This window comes from Pseudomonas sp. NFACC10-1 (genome assembly GCF_900119195.1).
Taxonomy (GTDB): Bacteria; Pseudomonadota; Gammaproteobacteria; order Pseudomonadales; family Pseudomonadaceae; genus Aquipseudomonas; species Aquipseudomonas cerasi.
In genome coordinates, this window is record NZ_FPJB01000001.1 from 451,165 (window position 1) to 474,423 (window position 23,259).

Genomic DNA, 23,259 nt, shown 5'->3' on the forward strand with positions numbered 1-23,259 from the left:
GGAAGGCGCCTGCGGGGTGCCTTCCTTTTTTCAGTCCTGATGTGCGGTTTGCTGCGCAGGCCCCCTGAGCTCCAGCAGGGACTCGAACTGCGGGCCTGGCAGCGGTTCGCTGAACAGATAGCCTTGATAGGTGTAGCAGCCGACTTTTTCCAGAAACGCCAACTGCTCTGAGGTTTCAACGCCTTCAGCGATCACGTTCAGGTTGAGACTCTGCGCCATGGCGACGATGGCACGGATGATTTCTGCGTCGTTGGGATCACTGGTAGCGTCCTGGACGAAGGACTGGTCGATCTTCAGCGTATCCACCGGTAAGCGCTTGAGATAGGTCAGGGACGAGTAGCCGGTGCCGAAGTCGTCCATCGCAAAGCTGACGCCCAGTGCCTTGAGGCTGAGCATCTTGAGGATGGTGTCGTCCAGGTTCTGGATGACGATACCTTCGGTGATTTCCAGCTTGAGCATGGATGCAGGCAACTGATGCAGGGTCAGGCTGCGTTCCACGCGCTCGATGAAATCGTGCTGCAGAAACTGTCGCGGGCTGATATTGACGCCCATCAGGAATCTGTTTTCCGGGATCAGCCCTTGCTTTAACAGCAGGCCACCGGTTTTACAGGCCTCGTTCAGAATATGGCTGCCGACCTCCAGAATCATCCCGCTTTCTTCAAGTATCTGCACGAACTGATCGGGCGCCAGCAGGCCGTATTCGGGGTGTTGCCAGCGCAGCAGGGCCTCGGCCCCGGTGATGTATTCGTTACGACAGTCGACCTGGGCCTGGAAGTGCAGGTGAAATTCGTTGCGGGTCAGCGCCAGGCGCAAGTCATTTTCCAGGCGCAGGCGCTGGCTGACGGCCTGTTGCATGGATACATGGAAAAACTGTGAAGCGTTACGCCCGCAATCCTTGGCCCGATACAGGGCAATATCGGCGCGCTTGAGCAGATCGGCCGGGGTCAGGCCATCATCCGGAATCAGCACCACGCCGATGCTCGGCGTGACCTGCAGACGATGGCCGTCGAGAAACATCGGCTCGGCCAGCAGGTTGCGCAGGTTGTCGGCCAGCTCCCGGACTTGCCGGGTGACCTCGTCCTGCGAGCCTTCCAGGCCGCAGATCAATACCACGAATTCGTCGCCGCCGAGGCGTGCCACGGTGTCTTCCTGGCGCACGCTGGCTTCCAGGCGCGCGGCGATGATGCTTAAAACGCTGTCGCCTACCGGGTGGCCAAGCGAGTCATTGATGTGCTTGAAATGGTCCAGATCGAGAAACAACAGGGCGCCGCGCAGATTCTGGTGCTGGAGCAGCGACACTTGCTGGCTGAGGCGGTCGAGCAGCAGCGCGCGATTGGGCAGCCCGGTCAGTGGATCGTGATAAGCCAGGTGCTGGATCTGCGCCTGGGCATTTTTGAGTTCGCCGATGTCGCGGGCATTCATCAGCAGGCAGGCGGTGTTGTTCAGGGTGATGAACTCGACCGATATATCCAGCACCAGAGGCGCACCGTGCTTGTCTCGCCCGTTCATTTCACGATGATGCACGCGGCCTTTCTGGCGCAGTTCTTCAAGCATGTGTTCGCGCTGCAAGGTGTCGGTCCAGATGCCGACTTCATGCGCTGTACGGCCGAGCACTTCCTGGGCGCTGAAACCGGTCAGGCGGCTGAAGCCATCGTTGACCTCGACATAGCGGCCCGAGTCGATTTCAGTGATGGTGATCGAGTCGGGACTTGAATGAAACGCCTTGGCAAATTTCTCCTCGCTGGCCTCCAGTGCGACCTGAGCACACTGCTGGGTAATGTCCAGCAGTGTGCCGGACAGCCTGACGGGCTGGCCCTGTTCATCCCGGTAAATCCGCGCGCGGCTCTCAAGCAGGCGTGACGTGCCGTTTTTCAGCCGGAACCGGTAAGTGACTTGCAGGCAGTCCTGCCCGGTTTCGAGCGCCGCGGCATAGAGCGCGCGCATTCGGCGGCGTTCTTCGCCGGGCAGGCTGCCGAAGAACTGCCCGCCAGACTCATTGAAGGGCAGTGCCGGCATGCCGTGCAGCAGCGCCGCGCGTGCCGAGGCTTGCAGCCGGTTGCGGACGATATCCAGATCCCAGGTACCCATTTGCGCCAGTTCCAGTGCCAGCTCCAGGCGATCACGGGTTTCCTGCAGGATCCGCTCTGCGTCTGTCAGCGGCAGCCTGGCAGAGACCGACTGTGCGGCAACATTCGGCACGGCGTTATCCGGTGGGTTGGGCATGTTATCCGAGCCTTTGATCGATAGGGCGGCCAGAGCGATCTGCCTGCGGCCTGCTGCAGCCTCTGTTCACTGTGTCTGCGCATCGAGCAGTTTCATGAATGCCCGTGCCGCATTTGAGAGCGTGCGTTCGGTGTGCAGGATGTAGCCTAGCTGGCGATTGAGCTGTACGCCCGGCAGCGGGATGCGCGCCACCTGCTCGTCGAGCATGGTGCGCGGCAGAACGCTCCAGGCCAGGCCGATGGAAACCATCATTTTGATGGTCTCCATATAGTTGGTGCTCATCGCGATGTTGGGCTTGAGGCCCTGAGCCTCGCACAATCCGCTGACAATATGATGGGTAAACGTGTTACCGCCGGGAAATACCGCCGGATAGCGCACAATATCCTCCAGCTTCATCGGGCCGCTGTTGGCCAGCGGGTGCTCGGGGGCCGCGACGAAATCCAGCGGATCGTCCCAGACGGGCACGGCGCGGATCAGCGTATGCGGCTCGGGCGCCAGTGTAATGACTGCCAACTCGGCGCGCCCGTGAAGAATTTCTTCATAAGCGATTTCCGAATCCAGGAACTGGATGTCCAGTGCAACCTTCGGGTAAGTGCGGGTAAAGGCGCGCAATATCGGCGGCAAACGGTGCAGGCCTATGTGGTGGCTGGTCGCCAGAGTCAGCCGCCCGGTGACTTCCCCGGTCAGGTTGGTCAGGGCCCGGCGTGTGTCATCCAGCACGTTGAGAATCTGGTAGGCGCGCGGCAACAGGGCGCGTCCGGCCTCGGTCAGACTGACTTCGCGGCCCAGGCGATCGAACAGGCGTACGTTGAGTTGCTGCTCCAGACCGGCAATACGTTTGCTGATAGCCGGCTGGGTCAGGTAAAGGCGTTCGCCTGCCCCGGAGAAACTGCCCGTTTCAGCGATGGCGATAAAGGCATTGAGGTTGGCGAGGTCCATGGTCGGATTCCAGTTGGTTATCCAAAGTATGAAAATTATGAATTTGAGTTATTTAAGCATATTCCATAGGATGACCGCACAAGCCAAGGGGTCATCGCAACGATTGCCCAAGGCATAGAAACAAGCTGATGAGGAAGTACGTCCGATGGCCGGGAAAACGCTCTACGACAAGCTCTGGGATTCGCATTTGGTCAAACAGCGCGACGACGGTTCGGCGCTGATCTACATTGACCGCCATATCATCCATGAAGTGACCTCGCCGCAGGCGTTCGAAGGTCTGCGGCTGGCGAAGCGCAAGCCGTGGCGGATCGACTCGATCATCGCCACGCCTGACCACAACGTGCCGACCACAGCCGAACGCAAGGGTGGCATCGGTGCCATCGAGGATCAGGTGTCGCGCTTGCAGGTGCAGACCCTCGACGATAACTGCGACGAGTACGGCATCACCGAATTCAAGATGAATGATCCGCGCCAGGGCATCGTCCACGTGATCGGCCCGGAGCAGGGTGCAACCCTGCCAGGCATGAGCGTGGTCTGCGGCGACTCGCACACCTCTACCCACGGCGCCTTCGGTGCGCTGGCCCACGGCATCGGCACTTCCGAGGTCGAGCACGTGCTCGCCACCCAGTGCCTGGTCGCCAAGAAAATGAAGAACATGCTGGTGTCGGTCGAAGGGCAATTGCCCTTCGGCGTGACGGCCAAGGACATCGTTCTGGCGGTGATCGGCAAGATCGGCACGGCAGGCGGTAACGGTTACGCCATCGAGTTCGCCGGCAGCGCGATTCGCGACCTGTCGATCGAAGGCCGTATGACCATCTGCAACATGTCCATCGAAGCGGGTGCCCGGGTCGGTATGGTGGCCACCGACGAGAAGACCGTCGAGTATGTCAAAGGCCGTCCGTTCGCACCCAAGGGCGCGGAGTGGGACCTTGCTGTCGAAGCCTGGAAGGACCTGGTGTCCGACCCGGACGCTGTGTTCGATACCGTGGTCAGGCTGGATGCCGCACAGATCAAGCCGCAGGTCAGCTGGGGCACTTCGCCGGAAATGGTCTTGGCGGTCGATCAGAACGTGCCGGACCCTGCGCAAGAGCCGGATCTGGTCAAGCGTGGCTCCATCGAGCGTGCGCTCAAGTACATGGGCCTGAAAGCCAATCAGCCGATTACCGATATCCAGCTGGACCGGGTATTCATCGGTTCCTGCACCAACTCGCGTATCGAAGACCTGCGTGCTGCGGCCGATGTTGCCAAGGGTCGCAAGGTGGCCGCGACCATCAAGCAGGCCATCGTGGTGCCGGGCTCGGGGCTGATCAAGGAGCAGGCCGAGAAGGAAGGGCTGGATAAGGTGTTCATCGATGCTGGCTTTGAATGGCGCGAACCGGGCTGCTCCATGTGCCTGGCGATGAATCCGGACCGCCTGGGGTCCGGCGAGCACTGCGCGTCGACTTCCAACCGTAACTTCGAAGGTCGTCAGGGGGCCGGTGGCCGGACGCATCTGGTGAGCCCGGCAATGGCCGCTGCCGCTGCGGTCAATGGCCGTTTCATCGATGTTCGCGACCTGATCCAGCACTGAGGAGTCCCGTATGAAAGCCTTTACCCAGCATCATGGCCTGGTCGCTCCTCTGGATCGTGCCAATGTCGACACCGACCAGATCATTCCCAAGCAGTTTCTCAAGTCGATCAAGCGCACCGGCTTCGGCCCGAACCTGTTCGATGAATGGCGTTATATGGACGTGGGACAGCCTTACCAGGATAACTCCAAGCGTCCGTTGAACCCTGACTTCGTCCTCAACCACGAGCGTTACCAGGGTGCCAGCGTGCTGTTGGCCCGGGAAAACTTCGGCTGCGGCTCCAGCCGCGAACACGCGCCGTGGGCACTGGAAGAGTACGGTTTCTGCGCAATCATCGCGCCGAGCTACGCGGACATCTTCTTCAACAACAGCTTCAAGAACGGCTTGTTGCCGATCATCCTGTCCGAAGAAGACGTCGATCAACTGTTCAAGCAGGTGGAAGCCACGCCCGGCTATCAGTTGAATATCGATCTGCAGGCGCAGACCGTGACCCGTCCGGATGGCAAGATCCTGAGCTTCGAAATCGATGCGTTCCGCAAGCATTGCCTGCTCAATGGCCTGGATGACATCGGCCTGACGCTGATGGACGCTGAGGCAATCGCCGGTTTCGAGAGCAGGCACCGCGCCAGCCAGCCATGGCTGTTCCGCGACTGATCGATCAACAGCGGATGCTGCATGTTTGCCAGTAAGGTGCAATTGCGCCTTGCTGGCAAAAGTGTTTTGGCCGGACGCTAAATTTTCTGTGGTATTGAGCGTTTCAAGCAGGCGTTGTCAAAGACGCCGATGCACAAAATCGAGGATGTTATGAGCAAGCAGATTCTGATTCTCCCAGGTGATGGTATTGGTCCGGAAATCATGACCGAAGCGGTCAAGGTGCTGGAGCTGGCCAACGAAAAGTATCAACTGGGGTTTGAATTGACCCACGACGTGATCGGTGGCGCGGCCATCGACAAGCACGGCGTGCCGCTGGCCGATGAAACCCTGGATCGTGCCCGTGCGGCCGACGCCGTGCTGCTCGGTGCAGTCGGCGGCCCGAAATGGGACGCCATTGAGCGTGACATCCGTCCTGAGCGCGGTCTGCTGAAAATCCGTTCGCAACTGGGCCTGTTCGGCAACCTGCGTCCGGCGATCCTGTATCCGCAACTGGCCGACGCGTCGAGCCTGAAGCCGGAAATCGTCGCCGGCCTGGATATCCTGATCGTTCGCGAGCTGACCGGTGGTATCTACTTCGGTGCGCCACGCGGTACGCGGGTGCTGGATAATGGCGAGCGTCAGGCCTACGACACGCTGCCGTACAGCGAAAGCGAGATCCGCCGCATTGCCAGGGTCGGTTTCGATATGGCCATGGTGCGTGGCAAGAAGCTCTGCTCGGTGGACAAGGCCAACGTACTCGCGTCCAGCCAGCTGTGGCGTGAAATCGTCGAGCAGGTCGCCAAGGATTACCCTGAAGTCGAACTGAGCCACATGTACGTCGACAATGCCGCCATGCAACTGGTGCGTGCACCCAAGCAGTTCGATGTGATCGTGACCGACAACCTGTTCGGCGACATCCTCTCCGATCAGGCGTCGATGCTCACCGGCTCCATCGGCATGCTGCCGTCGGCCTCGCTGGACACGGCCAACAAGGGCATGTACGAGCCATGTCACGGCTCGGCGCCGGACATCGCTGGCAAAGGCATTGCCAACCCGTTGGCGACCATTCTGTCGGTGTCGATGATGCTGCGTTACAGCTTCAATCTGACCGATGCGGCCGACGCCATCGAAAAGGCTGTCAGCCTGGTTCTGGATCAGGGTATCCGCACCGGCGACATCTGGTCGGAAGGCAAAGTCAAAGTCGGTACGCAGGAAATGGGCGATGCGGTAGTCGCCGCGCTGCGGAATCTGTAATCTCTCTGGCCCGCCGCCTGCTGTGTACGCGCAGAGCGGCGGTCCCACTTTTATTCAAGGTGTAGTTGCGATGAAACGTGTAGGTCTGATCGGTTGGCGTGGCATGGTCGGTTCCGTGCTCATGCAGCGGATGCGGGAAGAGCAGGACTTCGATCTCATTGAGCCGGTGTTCTTCACTACTTCCAATGTCGGTGGCCAGGCGCCTTCGGTGGGCAAGGATGTTGCGCCCCTGAAAGACGCCTACAGCATCGACGAGCTGAAAACCCTGGACGTGGTGCTGACCTGCCAGGGTGGCGACTACACCAATGAGGTGTTCCCCAAGCTGCGCGAAGCGGGCTGGCAGGGTTACTGGATCGATGCGGCGTCCAGCCTGCGTATGCAGGATGACGCGGTCATCGTGCTGGATCCGGTCAACCGCAAGGTTATCGACCAGCAACTGGACGCGGGCACCAAGAACTATATCGGTGGCAACTGCACCGTCAGCCTGATGCTGATGGGGCTGGGCGGCCTGTTCGATGCCGGTCTGGTCGAGTGGATGAATGTCATGACCTATCAGGCAGCCTCCGGCGCCGGCGCGCAGAACATGCGTGAGCTGATCAGGCAGATGGGCGCGGTGCATGCCTCGGTGGCCGATGATCTGGCCAACCCGGCCAGCGCCATTCTGGATATCGACCGCAAGGTGGCTGAAGCCATGCGCAGCGAGTCGTTCCCTACCGAGAACTTCGGTGTGCCACTGGCGGGCAGCCTGATCCCGTGGATCGACAAGGCGCTGCCAAACGGCCAGAGCCGCGAAGAGTGGAAAGGCCAGGCCGAGACCAACAAGATCCTCGGTCGCTTCAAGAGCCCGATCCCGGTGGACGGCATCTGCGTGCGCATCGGCGCCATGCGCTGCCACAGTCAGGCGCTGACCATCAAGCTCAACAAGGATGTGCCGATTGCGGACATCGAAGGGTTGATCAGCCAGCACAACCCGTGGGTCAAGCTGGTGCCGAACAATCGCGAAGCCAGCATGCATGAGCTGAGCCCGACGGCGGTGACCGGGACCATGAGCATTCCCGTGGGGCGCTTGCGCAAACTGAACATGGGTTCGCAGTACTTGGGCGCTTTTACCGTGGGTGACCAGCTGTTGTGGGGCGCTGCGGAGCCGCTGCGTCGCATGCTGAGAATCCTGCTGGAGCGTTGAGGCTCGGTTTTACAGCAAACCCGCTTTCCGAAAGGAAGGCGGGTTTTTTAATGCCTGATACTTTTGATTGATCGCCCTTAATCCCTATATATGGGATTGAAATTTACATATTGAGATAAGTGTAACAACAGGTTTATAGTCGTCCTGCACTCACTTCCAAAAAAACAACAGGTGACGCAATGCAGGCGCAATTGATCGCGCTCGATTGGGGGACAACCTCACTTCGTGCTTATCGACTTGGCGAACACGGCCAGGTACTGGAACAGCGCGCATTGAGCGCGGGCATCATGCAGTTGCCGACCACGCCGCGGCTGATCGCGGGGCAGTTCTGCAGTGACGGCTTCGAGTTGGCCTTTGACCAGGCGTGCGGCGACTGGCTCGATGCCCAGCCGGACCTGCAGGTGATTGCCTGTGGCATGGTCGGCAGCGCACAGGGCTGGCGCGAGGCGGCCTACCGGGAAACGCCGGCCAGCGTCAATGAGCTGAGCGCAGCGTTGCAGACGGTGCGCAGCGTGCGCGGCGTGACGGTGCACATCATCCCCGGCGTCCTGCAGCGCTCGACCCTGCCCAACGTCATGCGTGGCGAAGAAACCCAGGTGCTGGGTGTGCTGGCAGGGCGCGAAGACGGGCATGGCAGCCAGCCTCTGCTGATCGGTCTGCCCGGCAGCCACTCCAAATGGGTGCAGGTAGAACGGGTTCGCATCGTTCACTTCGATACCTTCATGACCGGCGAGGTCTACGCCGCGCTCTGCGCGCACACCATTCTGGGACGCACCATGCAGCCTTCGGAGGCGTTCGACGAGCAGGCGTTTGACCGCGGCTTATCGATTGCCCTGTCCGACGCGGGCTCTGCGGGGCCGCTGTCGACGATTTTCAGCACGCGAACGCTCGGCCTGACCGGGCAATTGGCTGCCAGTGCGCAACCTGACTATCTTTCCGGCCTGTTGATTGGCCATGAACTGGGCGCCATCGCCAGGCTGCATCTGCACAACCACGAACAATTGCCTGCGGTGATCCTCATCGGCAGCGATTCGCTGTGCACGCGCTATGCGCGCGGGCTGGCCGTTTGTGGCTTTCCCGGGGTGACATTGGCCGAGCAGGCGACCGAGCGCGGCCTCTGGCAGGTCGCCGTTCAGGCCGGCCTGATCGCGCGCCGCTCGTCCCAACACATTCGAGAGGTTTGACATGCTCAAGCAAGCATTGAAAGAAAATGGTCTGGTCGCGATTCTGCGCGGCCTGCGCCCCGAAGAAGCGCCTGCCATGGGCGATGTGCTGTACGAGGCGGGGTTTCGGGTCATCGAAGTGCCGCTCAACTCCCCGCAACCGTTCGACAGCATCCGCCTGTTGCGTCAGCAGTTGCCTGCCGATTGCCTGATCGGTGCTGGCACCGTGCTCACCGCTGAACAGGTGACTCAGGTCAAGGACGCCGGCGGGCAGGTGATTGTCATGCCGCACAGCGATGCCAAGGTGCTGCGTGCGGCCAAGGCGGCCGGGCTGTTCCTGTCGCCAGGGGTCGCGACGCCGACCGAAGCCTTTGCCGCGCTGGCCGAAGGCGCTGATGTGCTCAAGCTGTTTCCTGCCGAGCAGATGTCGCCGGCGGTGGTCAAGGCGTGGCTGGCTGTTCTGCCCAAGGGCACGATTCTGCTGCCGGTCGGGGGTATTTCACCGGACAACATGAAGGTATTTCTCGACGCCGGCGTGAAGGGTTTTGGCTTGGGCTCCGGGCTGTTCAAACCCGGCATGAGCGTCGCAGACGTCACAGAGCGTGCCCAGGCTTATGTGGCGGCCTGGAAGCAGCACAGCGCAGCGCTTGCAGACTGAGTGGCGCAGCAGACGCCGCCGTGCAGCAGCCGCTATCCAACAAGAGAATCAACAAGAGAAACCGCACCCATGAAAATCACCAAACTCACCACGTTCATCGTTCCGCCGCGCTGGTGCTTCCTCAAGGTCGAGACCGACGAGGGCGTTGTCGGCTGGGGCGAGCCAGTGGTCGAAGGCCGCGCGCACACGGTTGCTGCCGCGGTGGAAGAGCTTTCCGACTACCTGATCGGCAAGGACCCGCGCAACATCGAGGACATCTGGACCGTGCTGTACCGCGGCGGCTTCTACCGCGGCGGCGCGATCCACATGAGTGCGCTGGCCGGCATCGATCAGGCGTTGTGGGACATCAAGGGCAAGGCGCTGGGGGTGTCGGTCAGTGACCTGCTCGGCGGTCAGGTACGTGACAAGATTCGCGTCTATTCGTGGATCGGCGGTGATCGGCCCGCCGATACGGCACGCGCCGCGAAGGAGGCGGTAGAGCGCGGTTTTACTGCGGTGAAAATGAATGGCACCGAAGAGCTGCAGTTTCTCGACACCTTCGACAAGGTCGACCTGGCGCTGGCCAACGTGGCCGCTGTGCGTGATGCCGTTGGGCCGAATGTCGGCATTGGTGTGGACTTCCATGGCCGGGTTCACAAGCCGATGGCCAAGGTGCTGATGAAGGAGCTGGACCCTTACAAGCTGATGTTCATCGAAGAACCGGTGCTCAGCGAGAACTATGAAGCACTGAAGGAGTTGGCACCGCTGACCAGTACGCCGATTGCGCTGGGCGAACGGCTGTTCTCGCGCTGGGACTTCAAGCGCGTGTTGAGCGAAGGCTACGTCGACATCATCCAGCCCGATGCCTCGCACGCCGGTGGCATTACCGAAACCCGCAAGATCGCCAACATGGCCGAAGCCTACGACGTCGCGCTGGCGCTGCATTGCCCGCTGGGGCCTATCGCGCTGGCAGCGTGCCTGCAATTGGATGCGGTTTGCTACAACGCCTTCATCCAGGAGCAGAGCCTGGGTATCCACTACAACGAAAGCAACGACCTGCTCGATTACGTCAAGCACCCGGAAGTCTTCGACTACGACCAAGGCATGGTCAAGATTCCCAACGGCCCCGGCCTGGGCATCGAGATCAACGAAGAGTACGTCATCGAACGCGCCGCCATCGGCCACCGCTGGCGCAACCCGATCTGGCGGCATGCGGATGGCAGTTTTGCAGAGTGGTAGAACAACAACTCCGCTAACCATCGTTTCGGCGCCCTGCGCTCATCGCCATCCATAAGCCCTGAAGAGCCCGGAAAATGGGCGTTCAGGCTTCTGCCCGCAGGGCGTAGGAGCGAACGTGTTCGCGAAAAGGCCGACGTGTTCTCTGAAAATGTTTCGTTTGAACAATGTCTTCGCGAACACGTTCGCTCCCACGGCCTTTGGCCAGAATCAAAAGCGCACTGGTGCATAACGATGAGCGCTCTGCGCGGGAACGAGAACCGGCGTGCCTTCAGCTCAGTTATATCGAAACACAGACCTCAATAAATCCAACAAGAGGCTACATTCCATGCGCACTCGAACTCTGGAGGGTGCGGCATCCCTGGTGACGCCGTCCCGCAAACGTTTCTTTATCATGGTGCTGCTGTTCATCACGGTGGTGATCAACTACCTGGACCGCAGCAACCTGTCGATTGCCGCACCAGCGCTGACCTCCGAACTGGGCCTTGATCCGGTGCATGTCGGGCTGATCTTTTCTGCGTTCGGCTGGACCTACGCCGCCATGCAACTGCCCGGTGGCTGGCTGGTGGACCGCGTGCCACCACGCATTCTCTACACCGCAGCCCTGCTGCTGTGGTCCATCGCGACCATCATGCTCGGCTTCGCCGCCAGCTTCATCGCCCTGTTCGTACTGCGCATGGCGGTCGGCGCGCTGGAAGCACCTGCCTATCCGATCAACAGCCGCGTAGTCACCACCTGGTTTCCCGAGCGCGAGCGGGCCACTGCCATCGGCGTCTATACCTCCGGGCAGTTCGTCGGCCTGGCGTTTCTGACCCCGGTGCTGGCCTGGTTGCAGGCGCACTACGGCTGGCACATGGTGTTTGTCGCCACAGGGGGAGTCGGCGTGCTGTGGGCGGTGATCTGGTACACGGTGTATCGTGAGCCACGTGATTTCAAAGGCGTCAATCAGCAGGAAATCGAGCTGATCCAGGAGGGCGGCGGGCTGGTGGACATCCAGAAGGATGTCGAAAAACAGAAGCAGGCGTTCAGCTGGCTGGACCTGGGCATTGTGTTGAGCAAACGCAAGCTGTGGGGCATCTACCTGGGGCAGTTCTGCCTGAACTCCACGCTGTGGTTTTTCCTGACCTGGTTCCCGACCTACCTGGTGAAATACCGGGGCATGGACTTCATCAAGTCCGGCCTGCTGGCGTCGTTGCCGTTCCTCGCCGCGTTTGTCGGTGTGTTGTGCTCGGGCTTCTTCTCCGACTGGCTGATCCGCCGCGGGCATAGCGTAGGCTTTGCGCGCAAGCTGCCGATCATTGCCGGGCTGCTGATCTCGACCTCGATCATCGGTGCCAACTTCGTCGACTCGACGCCGCTGGTGATCACCTTTCTGGCGCTGGCGTTCTTCGGCAACGGCCTGGCGTCGATCACCTGGTCGCTGGTCTCGACCCTGGCACCGGCGCGCCTGCTGGGCCTGACCGGTGGCACGTTCAACTTCATCGGCAACCTCTCAGCCATCGCCACCCCGATCGTGATCGGCTTTCTGGCATCGGGAGACTCGTTCGCGCCTGCCATCACCTACATTTCGGTCCTGGCACTGTTGGGCGCGCTGTCGTACATCCTGCTGGTAGGGAAAGTGGAGCGTATCGAGCTCTGATGTCGACGCCTCTGGACTCAGGCGGCGATAATGCCGCCGGTTTTCGATCCGAACCCTTTTGATCCGAGCAAGGCCTCTCATGCACAACGATTCGATCACCCCTGAAAAAATCATCGGCAAGGATTCCGTACCCACCGGGACTCAGACCTTGCTGCGCGGGCTGGGGGTGGTGCAGGCGGTTGCCGGTGGCGCACGGGACCTCAAGGAGATCGCCCGGCTGATCGGCACCACGCGCAGTACCACGCACCGCCTGGCCAGTTGCCTGGTCGAGGAGCGTTACCTGCGGGTCGTTCCTCAGGTGGGCTATCTGCTCGGCCCGAAATTGATCGAGCTGGGGTTTCAGGCGCGTGAAGAGGTGCCCCTGGCGATGCTCGCCCGGCCGTATCTGGATCGCTTGTCGGAGCTGACCGGCGATACCGTGCATCTGGCAGTACGGGAAGGGGACGACGTGCTCTATCTGCACAAGAATCCCGGTCGCAATGGTCCGGAAATGCGTTCGCGGGTCGGGCATCGGATGCCGCTGGTGCGCACCGGTATCGGCAAGGCGCTGCTGCTGGACAGTGCTCAGTCCGAGTGGCAACGGCTGTATGAAATCAGCATGCCGAGCACAGGTAGAAATCCGCTATGGCCTGCTCATGAGCAGCAAACCTGGGAGCAGTTGAAGGCGCGGCGCGAGGAGTATGTACAAGGGGGGTATGCATTCGATCTGGAGGACAACGAACCGTCGATCCGTTGTGTCGCAGCGCCGGTACGTGATGCCAGCAAACAGATCGTTGCCGGCATCAGTGTCGCCAGTACCGTGCCCTACATGCCGCTGGAGAAGATGGCCGAGCTGGTTCCGCTGATCAAAACCATCGCAGCGGAACTCTCGGCCGATCTCGGCGGCTGATCGGCAGTCGATCAGGCCTTCAGCGTGGCCATGTCGATCACGAAGCGGTACTTCACGTCACCGGCCAGCATGCGCTCGTAGGCTTCGTTGATGTTGCGAATATCGAGCATCTCGATGTCGCAGGTGATGTCGTTCTCGGCACAGAAATCCAGTACTTCCTGAGTTTCCGCGATACCGCCGATCAACGAACCGGCCAGCACGCGACGGCTCATCACCAGATTGGCTGCATGTACCGGCGGCTCGACCGGCTCGATCAGGCCGACGAGGATATGTACGCCATCGAAACGCAGGGTTTCCAGGTAGGGGTTCAGATCATGCTGGACCGGAATGGTGTCGAGCAGGAAGTCGAAGTGCCCGGCAGCAGCCTTCATCTGTTCAGCGTCGGTGGATACGATCACATGATCGGCGCCCTGGCGACGCGCTTCCTGCGCCTTGGCGGCGGAACGAGTGAACAGGGTCACTTCAGCGCCCATGGCTTTGGCGAACTTGATGCCCATATGGCCCAGGCCGCCCATGCCCAGAATGCCGACCTTGTCGCCAGCCTTGACGCCGTAGTGCTTGAGCGGCGAATAAGTGGTGATACCTGCGCAGAGAATCGGTGCAGCGGCGGCCGGATCGAGTTTTTCCGGGACGCGCACGACAAAGTGCTCGGCGACCACGATGCTGTTCGAGTAACCGCCCATGGTGTTGCTGCCGTCCACGCGGTCTGGCGTGGCGTAAGTCATGGTCGGGCCTTCCAGGCAATACTGCTCGAGGTCTGATTTGCAAGCCGAGCATTCGCGGCACGAATCGACCATGCAGCCGACACCGACCATGTCACCGACCTGGTACTGGGTTGCACTGCTGCCGGTGGCAGTGACACGACCGACGATTTCATGGCCCGGCATCAGCGGGTAGACGGCGATGCCCCATTCGTTGCGTGCCTGGTGAATATCGGAGTGGCAGACGCCGCAATAAAGGATTTCGATGGCAACGTCGTCGGCACGCAGAGCGCGACGTTCGAAGGTCATCGGGGCGAGGGGTGCGGTAGCTGACTGTGCGGCGTAACCGATAGCTGTGTACATGTTTGACCTCGCAAGGTGTGAAGGAAGAGAGGCGAACCATTGTCCTGATACGGGCCCTTCGCGGCTATGGTGAATCCTCCGTGTTTCATGCCTATTCCTCCGGTCTGATAGTTCGGGGTCGGCGCTGAGGCGCAAATCTGCGATGATATGACTGTCTGTTTCTCTGTCAGGCGGTGCTCATGAACTTACCTGTTGTGCTGGATGGCAATGCCACCCTTGTGTCCCTGATCCAGCCGCTGGCGGTGCGCCCGGGGTTTGTCGCGACGCCGTTGCCGGAGGTACGTGTGCTTTCGGCGTTTGGTTATGTCGCCAGCAGCCCGCAGATCTACGAGCCAAGCCTGATGATCGTGGTACAGGGCAGCAAGGTCGCGTGCCTGGGGCCGCGCACGTTCGAATACGGCACCGGGCATTACTTGATTCAGGCGCTCTCTGTGCCGTTCAAGTGTGAAACCTTCGCTACTCCGGAAAAGCCGCTTTACGGCGTTTCAGTGGCCATCGACCGGGTATTGCTCGGTGAGCTGGTGCAGGCGATGGGCCCGGTCACCGGCCAGGAGAGTCAGGTGCAGACGCCGGAATCGATGACCTCGGTGCGCATCGACAACAGCATGCGCGACAGTGTCGAGCGTCTGCTGCGTTGTCTGCATGATCCGCTGGAGTGTCAGGCCATGGGCCAGGCACGGATTCGCGAGGTGCTGTATAGCGCGCTGCGCGGACCGCAGTCAGGGGTTTTGCGTGCGCTGGTCGAGCAGCAGGGGCAGTTCGCACGAATTGCTTCTGCGGTGACCTACCTGCATGAGCATTATGATCACGCACTGAACGTCGACACGCTGGCCAGTTGCGCGAACATGAGCACGTCGACCTTTCATGAGCATTTCAAGCGCAGCACGCTGTTGTCGCCGGTGCAATACCTCAAGCGTCTGCGCCTGCTCAAGGCTCAGCAATTGCTGGTGGCCGAGGGCCTGGGGGTGGCGCAGGTCGCGTTGAAGGTCGGCTATCAAAGCGCGTCGCAGTTCAGTCGTGAATACAAGCGCTACTTCGAGCGCAGCCCGGGGGAGGAGAGCAGCAATCTGCGTGTCCCTGCCTGAATAAAAAAAGCCCCGAAAGGGGCTTTCTCTATTGAGGCTTGCTGCGGCTCATTACATATTCGGGTAAGTAGGTCCGCCAGCGCCTTCCGGTGCTACCCAGGTGATGTTCTGCGACGGGTCCTTGATGTCGCAGGTCTTGCAGTGCACGCAGTTCTGCGCGTTGATCTGGAAGCGCTTCTCGCCGTCTTCCTTGGTGATGACTTCATACACGCCAGCCGGGCAGTAACGCTGAGCCGGCTCGTCGTACAGCGGCAGGTTCTTGCTGATCGGGATGCTCGGATCGGTCAGCTTCAGGTGGCAGGGTTGTTCCTCTTCATGATTGGTGCTGGAGAGGAACACCGAACTGAGCTTGTCGAAGCTGAGCTTGCCGTCGGGTTTCGGGTAATCGATCTTCTTCGAGTCGGCTGCCAGCTTGAGGCAGGCGTAATCCGGCTTGGTGTCGTGCAGCGTGAACGGCAGCTTGCCGCCGAAAATGTTCTGATCGATGAAGTTGAATGCGCCACCCTTGATCGCGCCATATTTATGGATCGCCACGCCAAAGTTGCGGCTGGCGAACAGTTCTTCATGCAGCCAGCTGGCCTTGAAGGCATCCACGTAGGAAGTCAGCACGTCGCCACCTTCCTTACCGGCCAGCAGCGCGTCGGCCACCGAATCGGCGGCCAGCATGCCCGACTTCATGGCCGTATGGCTGCCCTTGATCTTGGCGAAGTTCAGCGTGCCCAGATCGCAGCCGATCAGCGCGCCGCCGGGGAAGACCATTTTCGGCAGGGAGTTCAAGCCACCCTTGGCAATCGCGCGGGCGCCGTAGCTGATGCGCTTGCCGCCTTCCAGGTATTGCTTGACGACCGGGTGGTGCTTGTAGCGCTGGAACTCGTCGAACGGCGACAGGTACGGGTTGCTGTAGGACAGGTCGACGATCAGGCCGACCACTACCTGATTGTTCTCCAGGTGGTACAGGAACGAGCCGCCCGGATTGGCATCGTCCAGCGGCCAGCCTGCGGTGTGCACCACCAGCCCTTGTTCATGTTTGGCCGGGTCGACTTCCCAGATTTCCTTGAGGCCGATAGCGTAATGCTGCACGTCGGCTTCGTCGTCGAGGTTGAAGCGCTTGAGCAGCTGCTTGCCGATGTGACCACGGCAGCCTTCGGCGAACAGCGTGTACTTGGCGCGCAGTTCCATGCCGGGGGTGTACAGGCCTTCCTTCGGATTGCCTTCGCGGTCGACACCCAGATCCCCGGTGACGATGCCGCGCACTACACCATTTTCGTCGAACAGCGCTTCCTGAGCGGCAAAGCCAGGATAGATTTCGACACCGAGGTTTTCAGCCTGCTGAGCCAGCCAGCGGCACAGGTTGCCCAGCGAGATGATGTAGTTGCCATGGTTGTGCATGGTCTTGGGGACGAAAAAGTCCGGTATTTTCTGAGCTTTTTCAGCATCGCGCAGCACATAGATGTCGTCGCGCTTGACCGGCGTGTTGAGCGGAGCGCCCAGTTCATGCCAGTTGGGGAACAGTTCATTCAGCGCGCGGGGCTCGAATACCGCACCGGAGAGGATGTGCGCGCCGACTTCGGAGCCTTTTTCCACCACGCAGACGCTGATTTCCTGGCCAGCTTCAGCGGCCTTCTGTTTAAGGCGGCAAGCGGCAGAAAGCCCGGACGGGCCGGCTCCGACGATAACGACGTCGAATTCCATGTATTCGCGTTCCACAGGCTATCTCCTACTCTCAAGGCTCACGGTGTTTTTATGGGCACTGCTTTTTGGGTCGCTGCAGGCCGACGCATGGAGGTATTGAACCGCCCCGTCTTTTAATGGTTCGCATTATATCTACACCACTGCGCGGGTCCAATACAAACGTTTGTTTGAATCGGCCGCAGGCCAGATAAATCAAAGACACCAGACTCGGAACTGGCCGATTTGGCGTATTGACCGGAAAAGGCGTTGCGGTCAATATACGGGCGGTTTTGCGTTTGCCGTAGGCTGAAACGAGGTTTCCGGATAGCGGGCAATCTCTCAAAAGGCATCAGGCAGACGCGCTGCAGGCAACAGGTCAACGTCGCACGGCGCATTTTACACACCCAGCCGCTGCTTGACGGGTGACTCCCGGCTTTTATATGGCTTTTTAAAGTCGCCCGGGTGGCCTGCACGCATTGCGATTGCTTGTTGAGGACACATATCGATCGCCTGGTGCCGCCGGGCGACTTCTTTTCACCGGAGAGTGAGGAATCCATGAAGGTTCTTGTAGCTGTCAAACGAGTGGTCGACTACAACGTCAAGGTTCGCGTCAAGGCGGACAACTCCGGCGTCGATCTTGCCAACGTCAAAATGTCCATGAACCCGTTTTGCGAAATCGCCGTTGAAGAGGCTGTTCGCCTTAAAGAGAAGGGTGTAGCCACCGAGATCGTCGTCGTCACCATTGGTCCGACCACGGCTCAGGAGCAACTGCGTACCGCCCTGGCGCTGGGTGCCGACCGCGCCGTGCTGGTTGAGTCCGCCGAGGAGCTGACTTCTCTGGCCGTGGCCAAGCTGCTCAAGGCCGTGGTCGACAAGGAGCAGCCACAGCTGGTGATCCTTGGCAAACAGGCCATCGACAGTGATAACAACCAGACCGGCCAGATGCTGGCTGCGTTGAGCGGCTACCCGCAGGGTACGTTCGCATCCAAGGTTGAAGTGACCGGTGACAAGGTTGCCGTGACCCGCGAAATCGACGGCGGCCTTCAGACCGTTTCCCTGAGCCTGCCAGCCATCGTGACCACGGACCTGCGTCTGAACGAGCCACGCTACGCTTCACTGCCCAACATCATGAAGGCCAAGAAAAAGCCGCTCGAAGTGCTGACCCCGGAGGCGCTGGGCGTTTCCACGGCCTCGACCAACAAGACCCTCAAGGTTGAAGCGCCGGCTGCACGCAGCGCCGGCATCAAGGTCAAGTCGGTGGCCGAACTGGTCGAGAAACTGAAAAACGAAGCGAAGGTAATCTAAATGACGATCCTGGTTATCGCTGAACACGACAACGCGACCGTAGCCCCGGCTACGCTCAACACCCTTGCTGCTGCCCAGAAGATCGGCGGTGACATCCATTTGCTGGTGGCCGGGTCCGGCGTGAGCGCCGTTGCCGACGCCGCCGCCAAAATTACCGGTGTGACGAAAGTGCTGGTGGCCGACCACGAAGCCTACGCGCACCAACTGCCTGAAAACATCGCACCGCTGGTCGTGGAGCTGGCTGCAGGCCATAGCCATGTTCTGGCTGCGGCAACGTCCAATGGCAAGAACATCCTGCCGCGCGTCGCTGCTCAGTTGGATGTCGATCAGATCTCCGAGATCGTTTCGGTGGTTTCCGCTGACACCTTCACTCGTCCGATCTATGCCGGTAATGCCATCGCCACCGTACAGTCGACGGCTGCGGTCAAGGTCATTACCGTACGTGCCACCGGCTTCGACCCGGTGGCTGCAGAGGGTGGCTCGGCCGCTGTCGAGGCGGTGTCGGCTGCTCACGATGCCGGCAAGTCCAGCTTCGTCGGTGAAGAACTGGCCAAATCCGATCGTCCGGAACTGACCGCGGCCAAGATCGTCGTTTCCGGTGGTCGCGGCATGCAGAACGGCGACAACTTCAGGCACCTGTACACGCTGGCCGACAAGCTCGGTGCGGCAGTGGGCGCTTCCCGAGCTGCGGTCGATGCCGGTTTCGTACCCAACGACATGCAGGTCGGTCAGACCGGCAAGATCGTTGCTCCTCAGCTGTACATCGCAGTCGGTATTTCCGGCGCCATTCAGCATCTGGCCGGTATGAAGGATTCCAAGGTGATCGTTGCGATCAACAAGGATGAAGAGGCGCCGATCTTCCAGGTCGCCGATTACGGTCTGGTGGCTGACTTGTTCGAGGCCATCCCCGAGCTGGAGAAGCTGGTTTAAGCCACGCGCTTCCACTATAAAGAGAACCCGTTCCATTCGGGGTTTGCGCACCAGCGGTTTACGGTGCGCCTGCCTGGATGAAGCGGGTTTTTTATTGCGTATCGAAAGGACTTTTCATGGTGCATTCCCGGCTGCTGTCTTCGCTTCTCCTCGGGCTGATCACGCTGCCGACGCTGGCATCCGCCGCAGGCAAGTGCGAGCGTCTGATCGTGACCGGCAGTCCGGACGCGCCGCCGTATCTGTGGCATGATCCCCAGGATCCGCGCCATCTGATGGGGGCCAATGCCGATCTGCTCACCCAGGCGGCAGGCGAGCTGGGTATCAAGGTCGAATTTCTGTATGGCGGCAAGCGCAGTCAGGCGCTCGAAGAGGTGCGCACCGGGCGCATGGACCTGCTGGCTGACGCGCCATTGAATGCCGCACAACTCGAAGCGCTGGATTACATTCATCCGCCGATCGTGCAGAACGAGATCATGGTCTGGACGCGTCACGATCACAGCGTGCCGTTCAACGCCGTGAGCGAGCTGCAGGGCCATCCCGGCGCCATGTCGGAAAAGACCCGCCTGACGCCTTCCTTCGAGGTGCTGGCCAGACAGAATCTGACCCTGGAGCGCCTGCCCGCACTCACACCTGCCTTTCAGAAGCTGGCATTGGGTGAGGTGGATTACGTGCTTGCCGGGCGTTATGCCGGTATGGTCATGGTGCAGACGCTGGGTCTTTCCAAAGACCTGACGGCACAGCCTCTACCGGTCGATACGCCGGGTTTCTATCTGGCCTTGTCGTTCAACTCGGCCTGCAATGAACCATGGTTGCGCGGACAGCTGGCGAAAAAGATGACAGAATCGGCCGCCTCTGGCCTTGCGGGCGATGTCATCAGGCACAACCTGGAGTTGTGGAGAGCCCAACTGTTGCAACCCGCCAGCGCCAGCGCACCCAACAAGTAGGGATGTTTTTGTGAGTATTCGTTTTTCAATTGCCGTCATGGCAGTCGCCACGCTGGCCGGTTGCGCCAGTGATCCGGTACCAACCGAGCAGTTCAAGCTGACCGAGCAGGCGCTGGAGCAGGCCAAGGCGGTCGGCGCGAGTGATGATCAACCCGAGATGGAAGTCGCTCAGGCAGGGTTTGCCGAAGCCCGCGCTTCCATGGCAAGCCATGCCTACAAGGACGCGCGTATGAAAGCCGAGCAGGCCGAGCTTGATGCGCGCCTGGCTGAAGCGCGAGTGTTGACCCTCAAGAGCCAAGAGCAGGTCAATCAGTTGAATACCCGCCTCAATCGCTTGCGCAAGCAGCTGGGGGAGGCGCAATGAAGCGTATTCCGCGTGTCCTGAGTGTGTGTCTGTTGCTGGGTGCGGCTGGCCTTTATGGTTGTGCCGGTCACCAGGACAGCGGCCAGGCGTTGCAGCAGGCCAGTGCCGACTTCCAGAAGGTCAAGGAAGATACCGATGTGCTGCGCAGTGCACCCAAGGATGTCATTCGTGCGGGTGAATCGCTGGCTCGCGCCGAGCGTCTGTCCAGTTACCTGGGGAGTGGCGCCGATGTCGCTCACTACGCCTACCTCAGCAGCCGCTACAGCGAGATCGCGCGTGAGCACAGCAACCTGATGCTGAGTCAGGAGCGTCTGGCGAAAATGGACATGGAACGTCAGCGTATGCAGTTGGCACTGCGCGAAGCCAAGTTGGCCAGCGCCCAGCAACAGGGCCGTTGGCTGGAGGATCAGATCCTCAGCCTGGCCACCACCGAAACCGACCGCGGGCTGGTCATGACCCTGGGCGATGTGCTGTTCGACGCCGGACATGCCGAGCTGAAAAACTCGGCCAGCCGTACCATTCTCAAGGTTGTGCAGTTTCTGCAGATCAATCCACGCCGAGTGGTCCGCATCGAAGGCTATACCGACAGCACGGGCGATCGTCAGGAAAACCTGAAGCTCTCGAAAGACCGGGCGCAAGCAGTCGCTGATGTGCTGATGGACCTGGGCATCGACGAAAAACGCATTCAGGTCGAAGGCTATGGCCAGGAGTTTCCTGTGAATGCCAATACCTCCGAGCGGGGCCGCGCGCAAAACAGGCGTGTCGAGATCGTTTTCTCGGACGAAAAAGGTCAGCTGGGCGCAGCTCGCTGATAAATAGACGATAAAAAGCCCGATGCCGGAAACGGCCTCGGGCTTTTTTGTCTTTAATCACATTGATTATGGCGTTTCTGCCCGCGTTTATTTTCACTCAGCAGCCATCAATGCTGGCCTGTCTTCAAACTGTTCCCGTACACTTCCGATCTGTGCCGGTTATTACGCATCTGTATTTTCAAAAATAATAAATCACCGGTCTTTTCGAGGCTGTGTCATGACCAATCTCTTGCTCTACCAGCGTATCGCTCAGCAGTTGGCCGAAGACATCCGCCGTGGTGTGTATCAGCCCGGCGAGCGTGTGCCGTCCGTTCGCAAAATGAGTTCGCAGCTCAACGTCAGCCATGCGACTGTATTGCAGGCTTACGCGAACCTTGAAGACCAGGGGCTGATCCGGGCGCGTCCTCAATCCGGCTACTACGTCCATCAAACGCCCGCGCTGACAGCGTCCACCCCGGATATCGCGCGGGTCGAGCGGCCCGGCCTGGTCACACGCAGCAGCATTATCCAGCAAGTGCTCGAAGAGTCGCGCCGCGAAGGCGTATTCGCCCTAGGGGCTGCCGTGCCTCATGTGGATTACTTGCCGGTGCGCGCGCTGCATCAGCAGCTGGCCAAGGTCACGCGTTTTCACAGCCCACGGGCCTTCAGTTACATGTTCAGCCCTGGCTTCGAACCCTTGCGCAGGCAGGTCGCGATCCGCATGCGCGACGCCGGTGTAGTGGTCGACCCGTCAGAAGTGGTCATCACTCACGGCTGCGTGGATGCGCTGCAGATGGCCCTGCGGGTGCTGACCCGGCCCGGCGATCTGATAGCCGCCGAATCACCGGCTTATTACGGGTTGCTGCAACTTGCCGACCTGCTGGGTTTGAAAGTCATCGAAATTCCCAGTGATCCGGCCACCGGCATCAGTCTTGAAGCCTTGCAACTGGCGGCCAATCAATGGTCCATCAAGGCCCTGGTGCTGACCTCACGGCTGAGCAATCCACTGGGCGGCACCATGCCCGAGGAGCGGCAGAAAAACCTGCTGCGGCTGACCTCGGATTTCGATATCCAGGTGGTTGAAGACGACGTCTACGGCGAGTTGATGTTCGAAGTAGGGCGGACCAAGGCGCTCAAGTCCTTCGACCGGCTGGGGAGGGTGATTTACTGCTCAAGCTTCTCCAAGACCTTGTCACCGGGTGTGCGCATCGGCTGGATGATAGCCGGCAAATACCAGGCGGAAATTCAGCGCCTGCAGACCTTCAGTACTCACTCTGCGTGCAGTGTCACGCAAATGGCCGTCGCCGCGTACCTCGAAAACGGCGGCTATGATCGACACCTGCGCTTCATTCGGCTCGAATACCGCAAGAACCTCAGTGCGTATCAGCTGGCGGTGCAGCAGTTCTTTCCCGAAGGCACGCAGATGAGCCGTCCCGCAGGGGGCTTTATCCTCTGGGTCAGTCTGCCGGGCAGGGTCAATACCCAGGAATTGCACGTGCGTGCGCTCGAGCAGGGCATCAGCATTGCACCCGGGCTGATTTTCAGTAATACCGAGCAGTTCAATCACTGTATTCGTTTGAATTGCGGCATGAAATGGAACAAGGAAGCCGAGCGGGCATTGATGACATTGGGGATTCTGGCCAAGCAGTTATGTCAGGAAGCTGTCCAGGCTTATTGATTGGCAAAGATATTTGTCAATTCTTCGGAACTCTTGTCTTGTCAGGTTGGCCTCAAAAGGACA

The 23,259-nt window shown here is 60.2% G+C and carries 20 protein-coding genes; 16 read left to right on the forward strand and 4 right to left on the reverse strand.

What is annotated here, in order from left to right:
* Positions 1–30: 30 nt before the first annotated feature.
* Positions 31–2,223, reverse strand: coding sequence for a putative bifunctional diguanylate cyclase/phosphodiesterase (locus BT119_RS01840; protein WP_003433133.1), 2,193 nt, complete (start codon positions 2,221–2,223; stop codon positions 31–33).
* A gap of 66 nt (positions 2,224–2,289) precedes the next feature.
* Positions 2,290–3,162, reverse strand: coding sequence for a LysR family transcriptional regulator (locus BT119_RS01845; protein ID WP_003433130.1), 873 nt, complete (start codon positions 3,160–3,162; stop codon positions 2,290–2,292).
* A 145-nt stretch (positions 3,163–3,307) separates the two neighbouring features.
* Here BT119_RS01845 and leuC point away from each other — a divergent pair, with 145 nt between their 5' ends.
* The 9 genes from leuC to BT119_RS01890 all read left to right on the forward strand — a co-directional run bounded on the left by leuC (position 3,308) and on the right by BT119_RS01890 (position 13,364).
* Complete coding sequence (leuC, locus tag BT119_RS01850; protein WP_003433129.1) at positions 3,308–4,732, forward strand: 3-isopropylmalate dehydratase large subunit; 1,425 nt, start codon at positions 3,308–3,310, stop codon at positions 4,730–4,732.
* 10 nt (positions 4,733–4,742) lie between these two features.
* Positions 4,743–5,384 (forward strand): 3-isopropylmalate dehydratase small subunit, encoded by a 642-nt coding sequence (leuD, locus tag BT119_RS01855; RefSeq protein ID WP_072364634.1) that lies wholly within the window; start codon positions 4,743–4,745, stop codon positions 5,382–5,384.
* Between the two features lie 150 nt (positions 5,385–5,534).
* Complete coding sequence (gene leuB, locus BT119_RS01860) at positions 5,535–6,617, forward strand: 3-isopropylmalate dehydrogenase (RefSeq protein ID WP_072364921.1); 1,083 nt, start codon at positions 5,535–5,537, stop codon at positions 6,615–6,617.
* Positions 6,618–6,687: 70 nt separating this feature from the next.
* Entirely contained in the window at positions 6,688–7,800 is a 1,113-nt protein-coding gene (gene asd, locus BT119_RS01865; protein WP_002552957.1) for an aspartate-semialdehyde dehydrogenase, read from the forward strand.
* A gap of 179 nt (positions 7,801–7,979) precedes the next feature.
* Positions 7,980–8,984 carry a 2-dehydro-3-deoxygalactonokinase gene (locus BT119_RS01870; RefSeq protein WP_072364636.1) on the forward strand — a complete coding sequence of 335 codons (1,005 nt, stop codon included), beginning with the start codon at positions 7,980–7,982 and terminating at the stop codon, positions 8,982–8,984.
* Between the two features lies 1 nt (position 8,985).
* The gene (locus BT119_RS01875) at positions 8,986–9,621 is read left to right on the forward strand and encodes a 2-dehydro-3-deoxy-6-phosphogalactonate aldolase (RefSeq protein ID WP_072364638.1); all 636 of its coding nucleotides are present in this window, start codon (positions 8,986–8,988) and stop codon (positions 9,619–9,621) included.
* 69 nt (positions 9,622–9,690) lie between these two features.
* Complete coding sequence (gene dgoD / locus BT119_RS01880) at positions 9,691–10,839, forward strand: galactonate dehydratase (protein ID WP_003366667.1); 1,149 nt, start codon at positions 9,691–9,693, stop codon at positions 10,837–10,839.
* 325 nt (positions 10,840–11,164) lie between these two features.
* Complete coding sequence (locus BT119_RS01885; RefSeq protein WP_058396475.1) at positions 11,165–12,475, forward strand: MFS transporter; 1,311 nt, start codon at positions 11,165–11,167, stop codon at positions 12,473–12,475.
* A 79-nt stretch (positions 12,476–12,554) separates the two neighbouring features.
* Entirely contained in the window at positions 12,555–13,364 is an 810-nt protein-coding gene (locus BT119_RS01890) for an IclR family transcriptional regulator (RefSeq protein WP_058415978.1), read from the forward strand.
* Positions 13,365–13,375: 11 nt separating this feature from the next.
* Here BT119_RS01890 and BT119_RS01895 read toward each other — a convergent pair whose 3' ends face one another.
* Positions 13,376–14,428 carry an NAD(P)-dependent alcohol dehydrogenase gene (locus BT119_RS01895; RefSeq protein WP_003366675.1) on the reverse strand — a complete coding sequence of 351 codons (1,053 nt, stop codon included), beginning with the start codon at positions 14,426–14,428 and terminating at the stop codon, positions 13,376–13,378.
* Positions 14,429–14,607: 179 nt separating this feature from the next.
* Between BT119_RS01895 and BT119_RS01900 the strand changes: the two genes are divergently transcribed.
* Complete coding sequence (locus BT119_RS01900) at positions 14,608–15,513, forward strand: AraC family transcriptional regulator (protein WP_003433116.1); 906 nt, start codon at positions 14,608–14,610, stop codon at positions 15,511–15,513.
* A 51-nt stretch (positions 15,514–15,564) separates the two neighbouring features.
* Here BT119_RS01900 and BT119_RS01905 read toward each other — a convergent pair whose 3' ends face one another.
* The gene (locus BT119_RS01905; RefSeq protein ID WP_072364640.1) at positions 15,565–17,220 is read right to left on the reverse strand and encodes an electron transfer flavoprotein-ubiquinone oxidoreductase; all 1,656 of its coding nucleotides are present in this window, start codon (positions 17,218–17,220) and stop codon (positions 15,565–15,567) included.
* 519 nt (positions 17,221–17,739) lie between these two features.
* On the opposite strand from BT119_RS01905, the gene BT119_RS01910 reads away from it, so the two are divergent.
* The 6 genes from BT119_RS01910 to BT119_RS01935 all read left to right on the forward strand — a co-directional run bounded on the left by BT119_RS01910 (position 17,740) and on the right by BT119_RS01935 (position 23,196).
* Positions 17,740–18,489, forward strand: a complete 750-nt coding sequence (locus tag BT119_RS01910; RefSeq protein ID WP_003366681.1) for an electron transfer flavoprotein subunit beta/FixA family protein — start codon at positions 17,740–17,742, stop codon at positions 18,487–18,489.
* On the forward strand, positions 18,490–19,419 hold the full coding sequence (locus tag BT119_RS01915) for an electron transfer flavoprotein subunit alpha/FixB family protein (RefSeq protein ID WP_072364642.1): 930 nt from the start codon (positions 18,490–18,492) through the stop codon (positions 19,417–19,419).
* 116 nt (positions 19,420–19,535) lie between these two features.
* Positions 19,536–20,363, forward strand: coding sequence for a substrate-binding periplasmic protein (locus BT119_RS01920; protein ID WP_072364645.1), 828 nt, complete (start codon positions 19,536–19,538; stop codon positions 20,361–20,363).
* 10 nt (positions 20,364–20,373) lie between these two features.
* Entirely contained in the window at positions 20,374–20,727 is a 354-nt protein-coding gene (locus BT119_RS01925) for a DUF4398 domain-containing protein (protein WP_003433112.1), read from the forward strand.
* Positions 20,724–21,539: an OmpA family protein gene (locus BT119_RS01930; protein WP_044308403.1), complete on the forward strand. Its 816-nt coding sequence runs from the start codon at positions 20,724–20,726 to the stop codon at positions 21,537–21,539. Before BT119_RS01925 ends, BT119_RS01930 begins: the two co-directional genes overlap by 4 nt.
* Positions 21,540–21,756: 217 nt before the next feature.
* Entirely contained in the window at positions 21,757–23,196 is a 1,440-nt protein-coding gene (locus tag BT119_RS01935; RefSeq protein WP_058415980.1) for an aminotransferase-like domain-containing protein, read from the forward strand.
* The last annotated feature ends 63 nt before the right edge of the window (positions 23,197–23,259 follow it).

Coding starts and splice junctions, on each gene's coding strand:
- asd (WP_002552957.1), top strand. CDS start 6,688: ATGAAACGTGTAGGTCTGATCGGTTGGCGTGGCATGGTCGGTTCCGTG.
- BT119_RS01935 (WP_058415980.1), top strand. CDS start 21,757: ATGACCAATCTCTTGCTCTACCAGCGTATCGCTCAGCAGTTGGCCGAA.
- BT119_RS01900 (WP_003433116.1), top strand. CDS start 14,608: ATGAACTTACCTGTTGTGCTGGATGGCAATGCCACCCTTGTGTCCCTG.
- BT119_RS01875 (WP_072364638.1), top strand. CDS start 8,986: ATGCTCAAGCAAGCATTGAAAGAAAATGGTCTGGTCGCGATTCTGCGC.
- BT119_RS01930 (WP_044308403.1), top strand. CDS start 20,724: ATGAAGCGTATTCCGCGTGTCCTGAGTGTGTGTCTGTTGCTGGGTGCG.
- BT119_RS01910 (WP_003366681.1), top strand. CDS start 17,740: ATGAAGGTTCTTGTAGCTGTCAAACGAGTGGTCGACTACAACGTCAAG.
- leuD (WP_072364634.1), top strand. CDS start 4,743: ATGAAAGCCTTTACCCAGCATCATGGCCTGGTCGCTCCTCTGGATCGT.
- BT119_RS01870 (WP_072364636.1), top strand. CDS start 7,980: ATGCAGGCGCAATTGATCGCGCTCGATTGGGGGACAACCTCACTTCGT.
- leuB (WP_072364921.1), top strand. CDS start 5,535: ATGAGCAAGCAGATTCTGATTCTCCCAGGTGATGGTATTGGTCCGGAA.
- BT119_RS01890 (WP_058415978.1), top strand. CDS start 12,555: ATGCACAACGATTCGATCACCCCTGAAAAAATCATCGGCAAGGATTCC.
- BT119_RS01885 (WP_058396475.1), top strand. CDS start 11,165: ATGCGCACTCGAACTCTGGAGGGTGCGGCATCCCTGGTGACGCCGTCC.
- dgoD (WP_003366667.1), top strand. CDS start 9,691: ATGAAAATCACCAAACTCACCACGTTCATCGTTCCGCCGCGCTGGTGC.
- BT119_RS01845 (WP_003433130.1), bottom strand. CDS start 3,162: ATGGACCTCGCCAACCTCAATGCCTTTATCGCCATCGCTGAAACGGGC.
- BT119_RS01920 (WP_072364645.1), top strand. CDS start 19,536: ATGGTGCATTCCCGGCTGCTGTCTTCGCTTCTCCTCGGGCTGATCACG.
- BT119_RS01915 (WP_072364642.1), top strand. CDS start 18,490: ATGACGATCCTGGTTATCGCTGAACACGACAACGCGACCGTAGCCCCG.
- leuC (WP_003433129.1), top strand. CDS start 3,308: ATGGCCGGGAAAACGCTCTACGACAAGCTCTGGGATTCGCATTTGGTC.
- BT119_RS01840 (WP_003433133.1), bottom strand. CDS start 2,223: ATGCCCAACCCACCGGATAACGCCGTGCCGAATGTTGCCGCACAGTCG.
- BT119_RS01895 (WP_003366675.1), bottom strand. CDS start 14,428: ATGTACACAGCTATCGGTTACGCCGCACAGTCAGCTACCGCACCCCTC.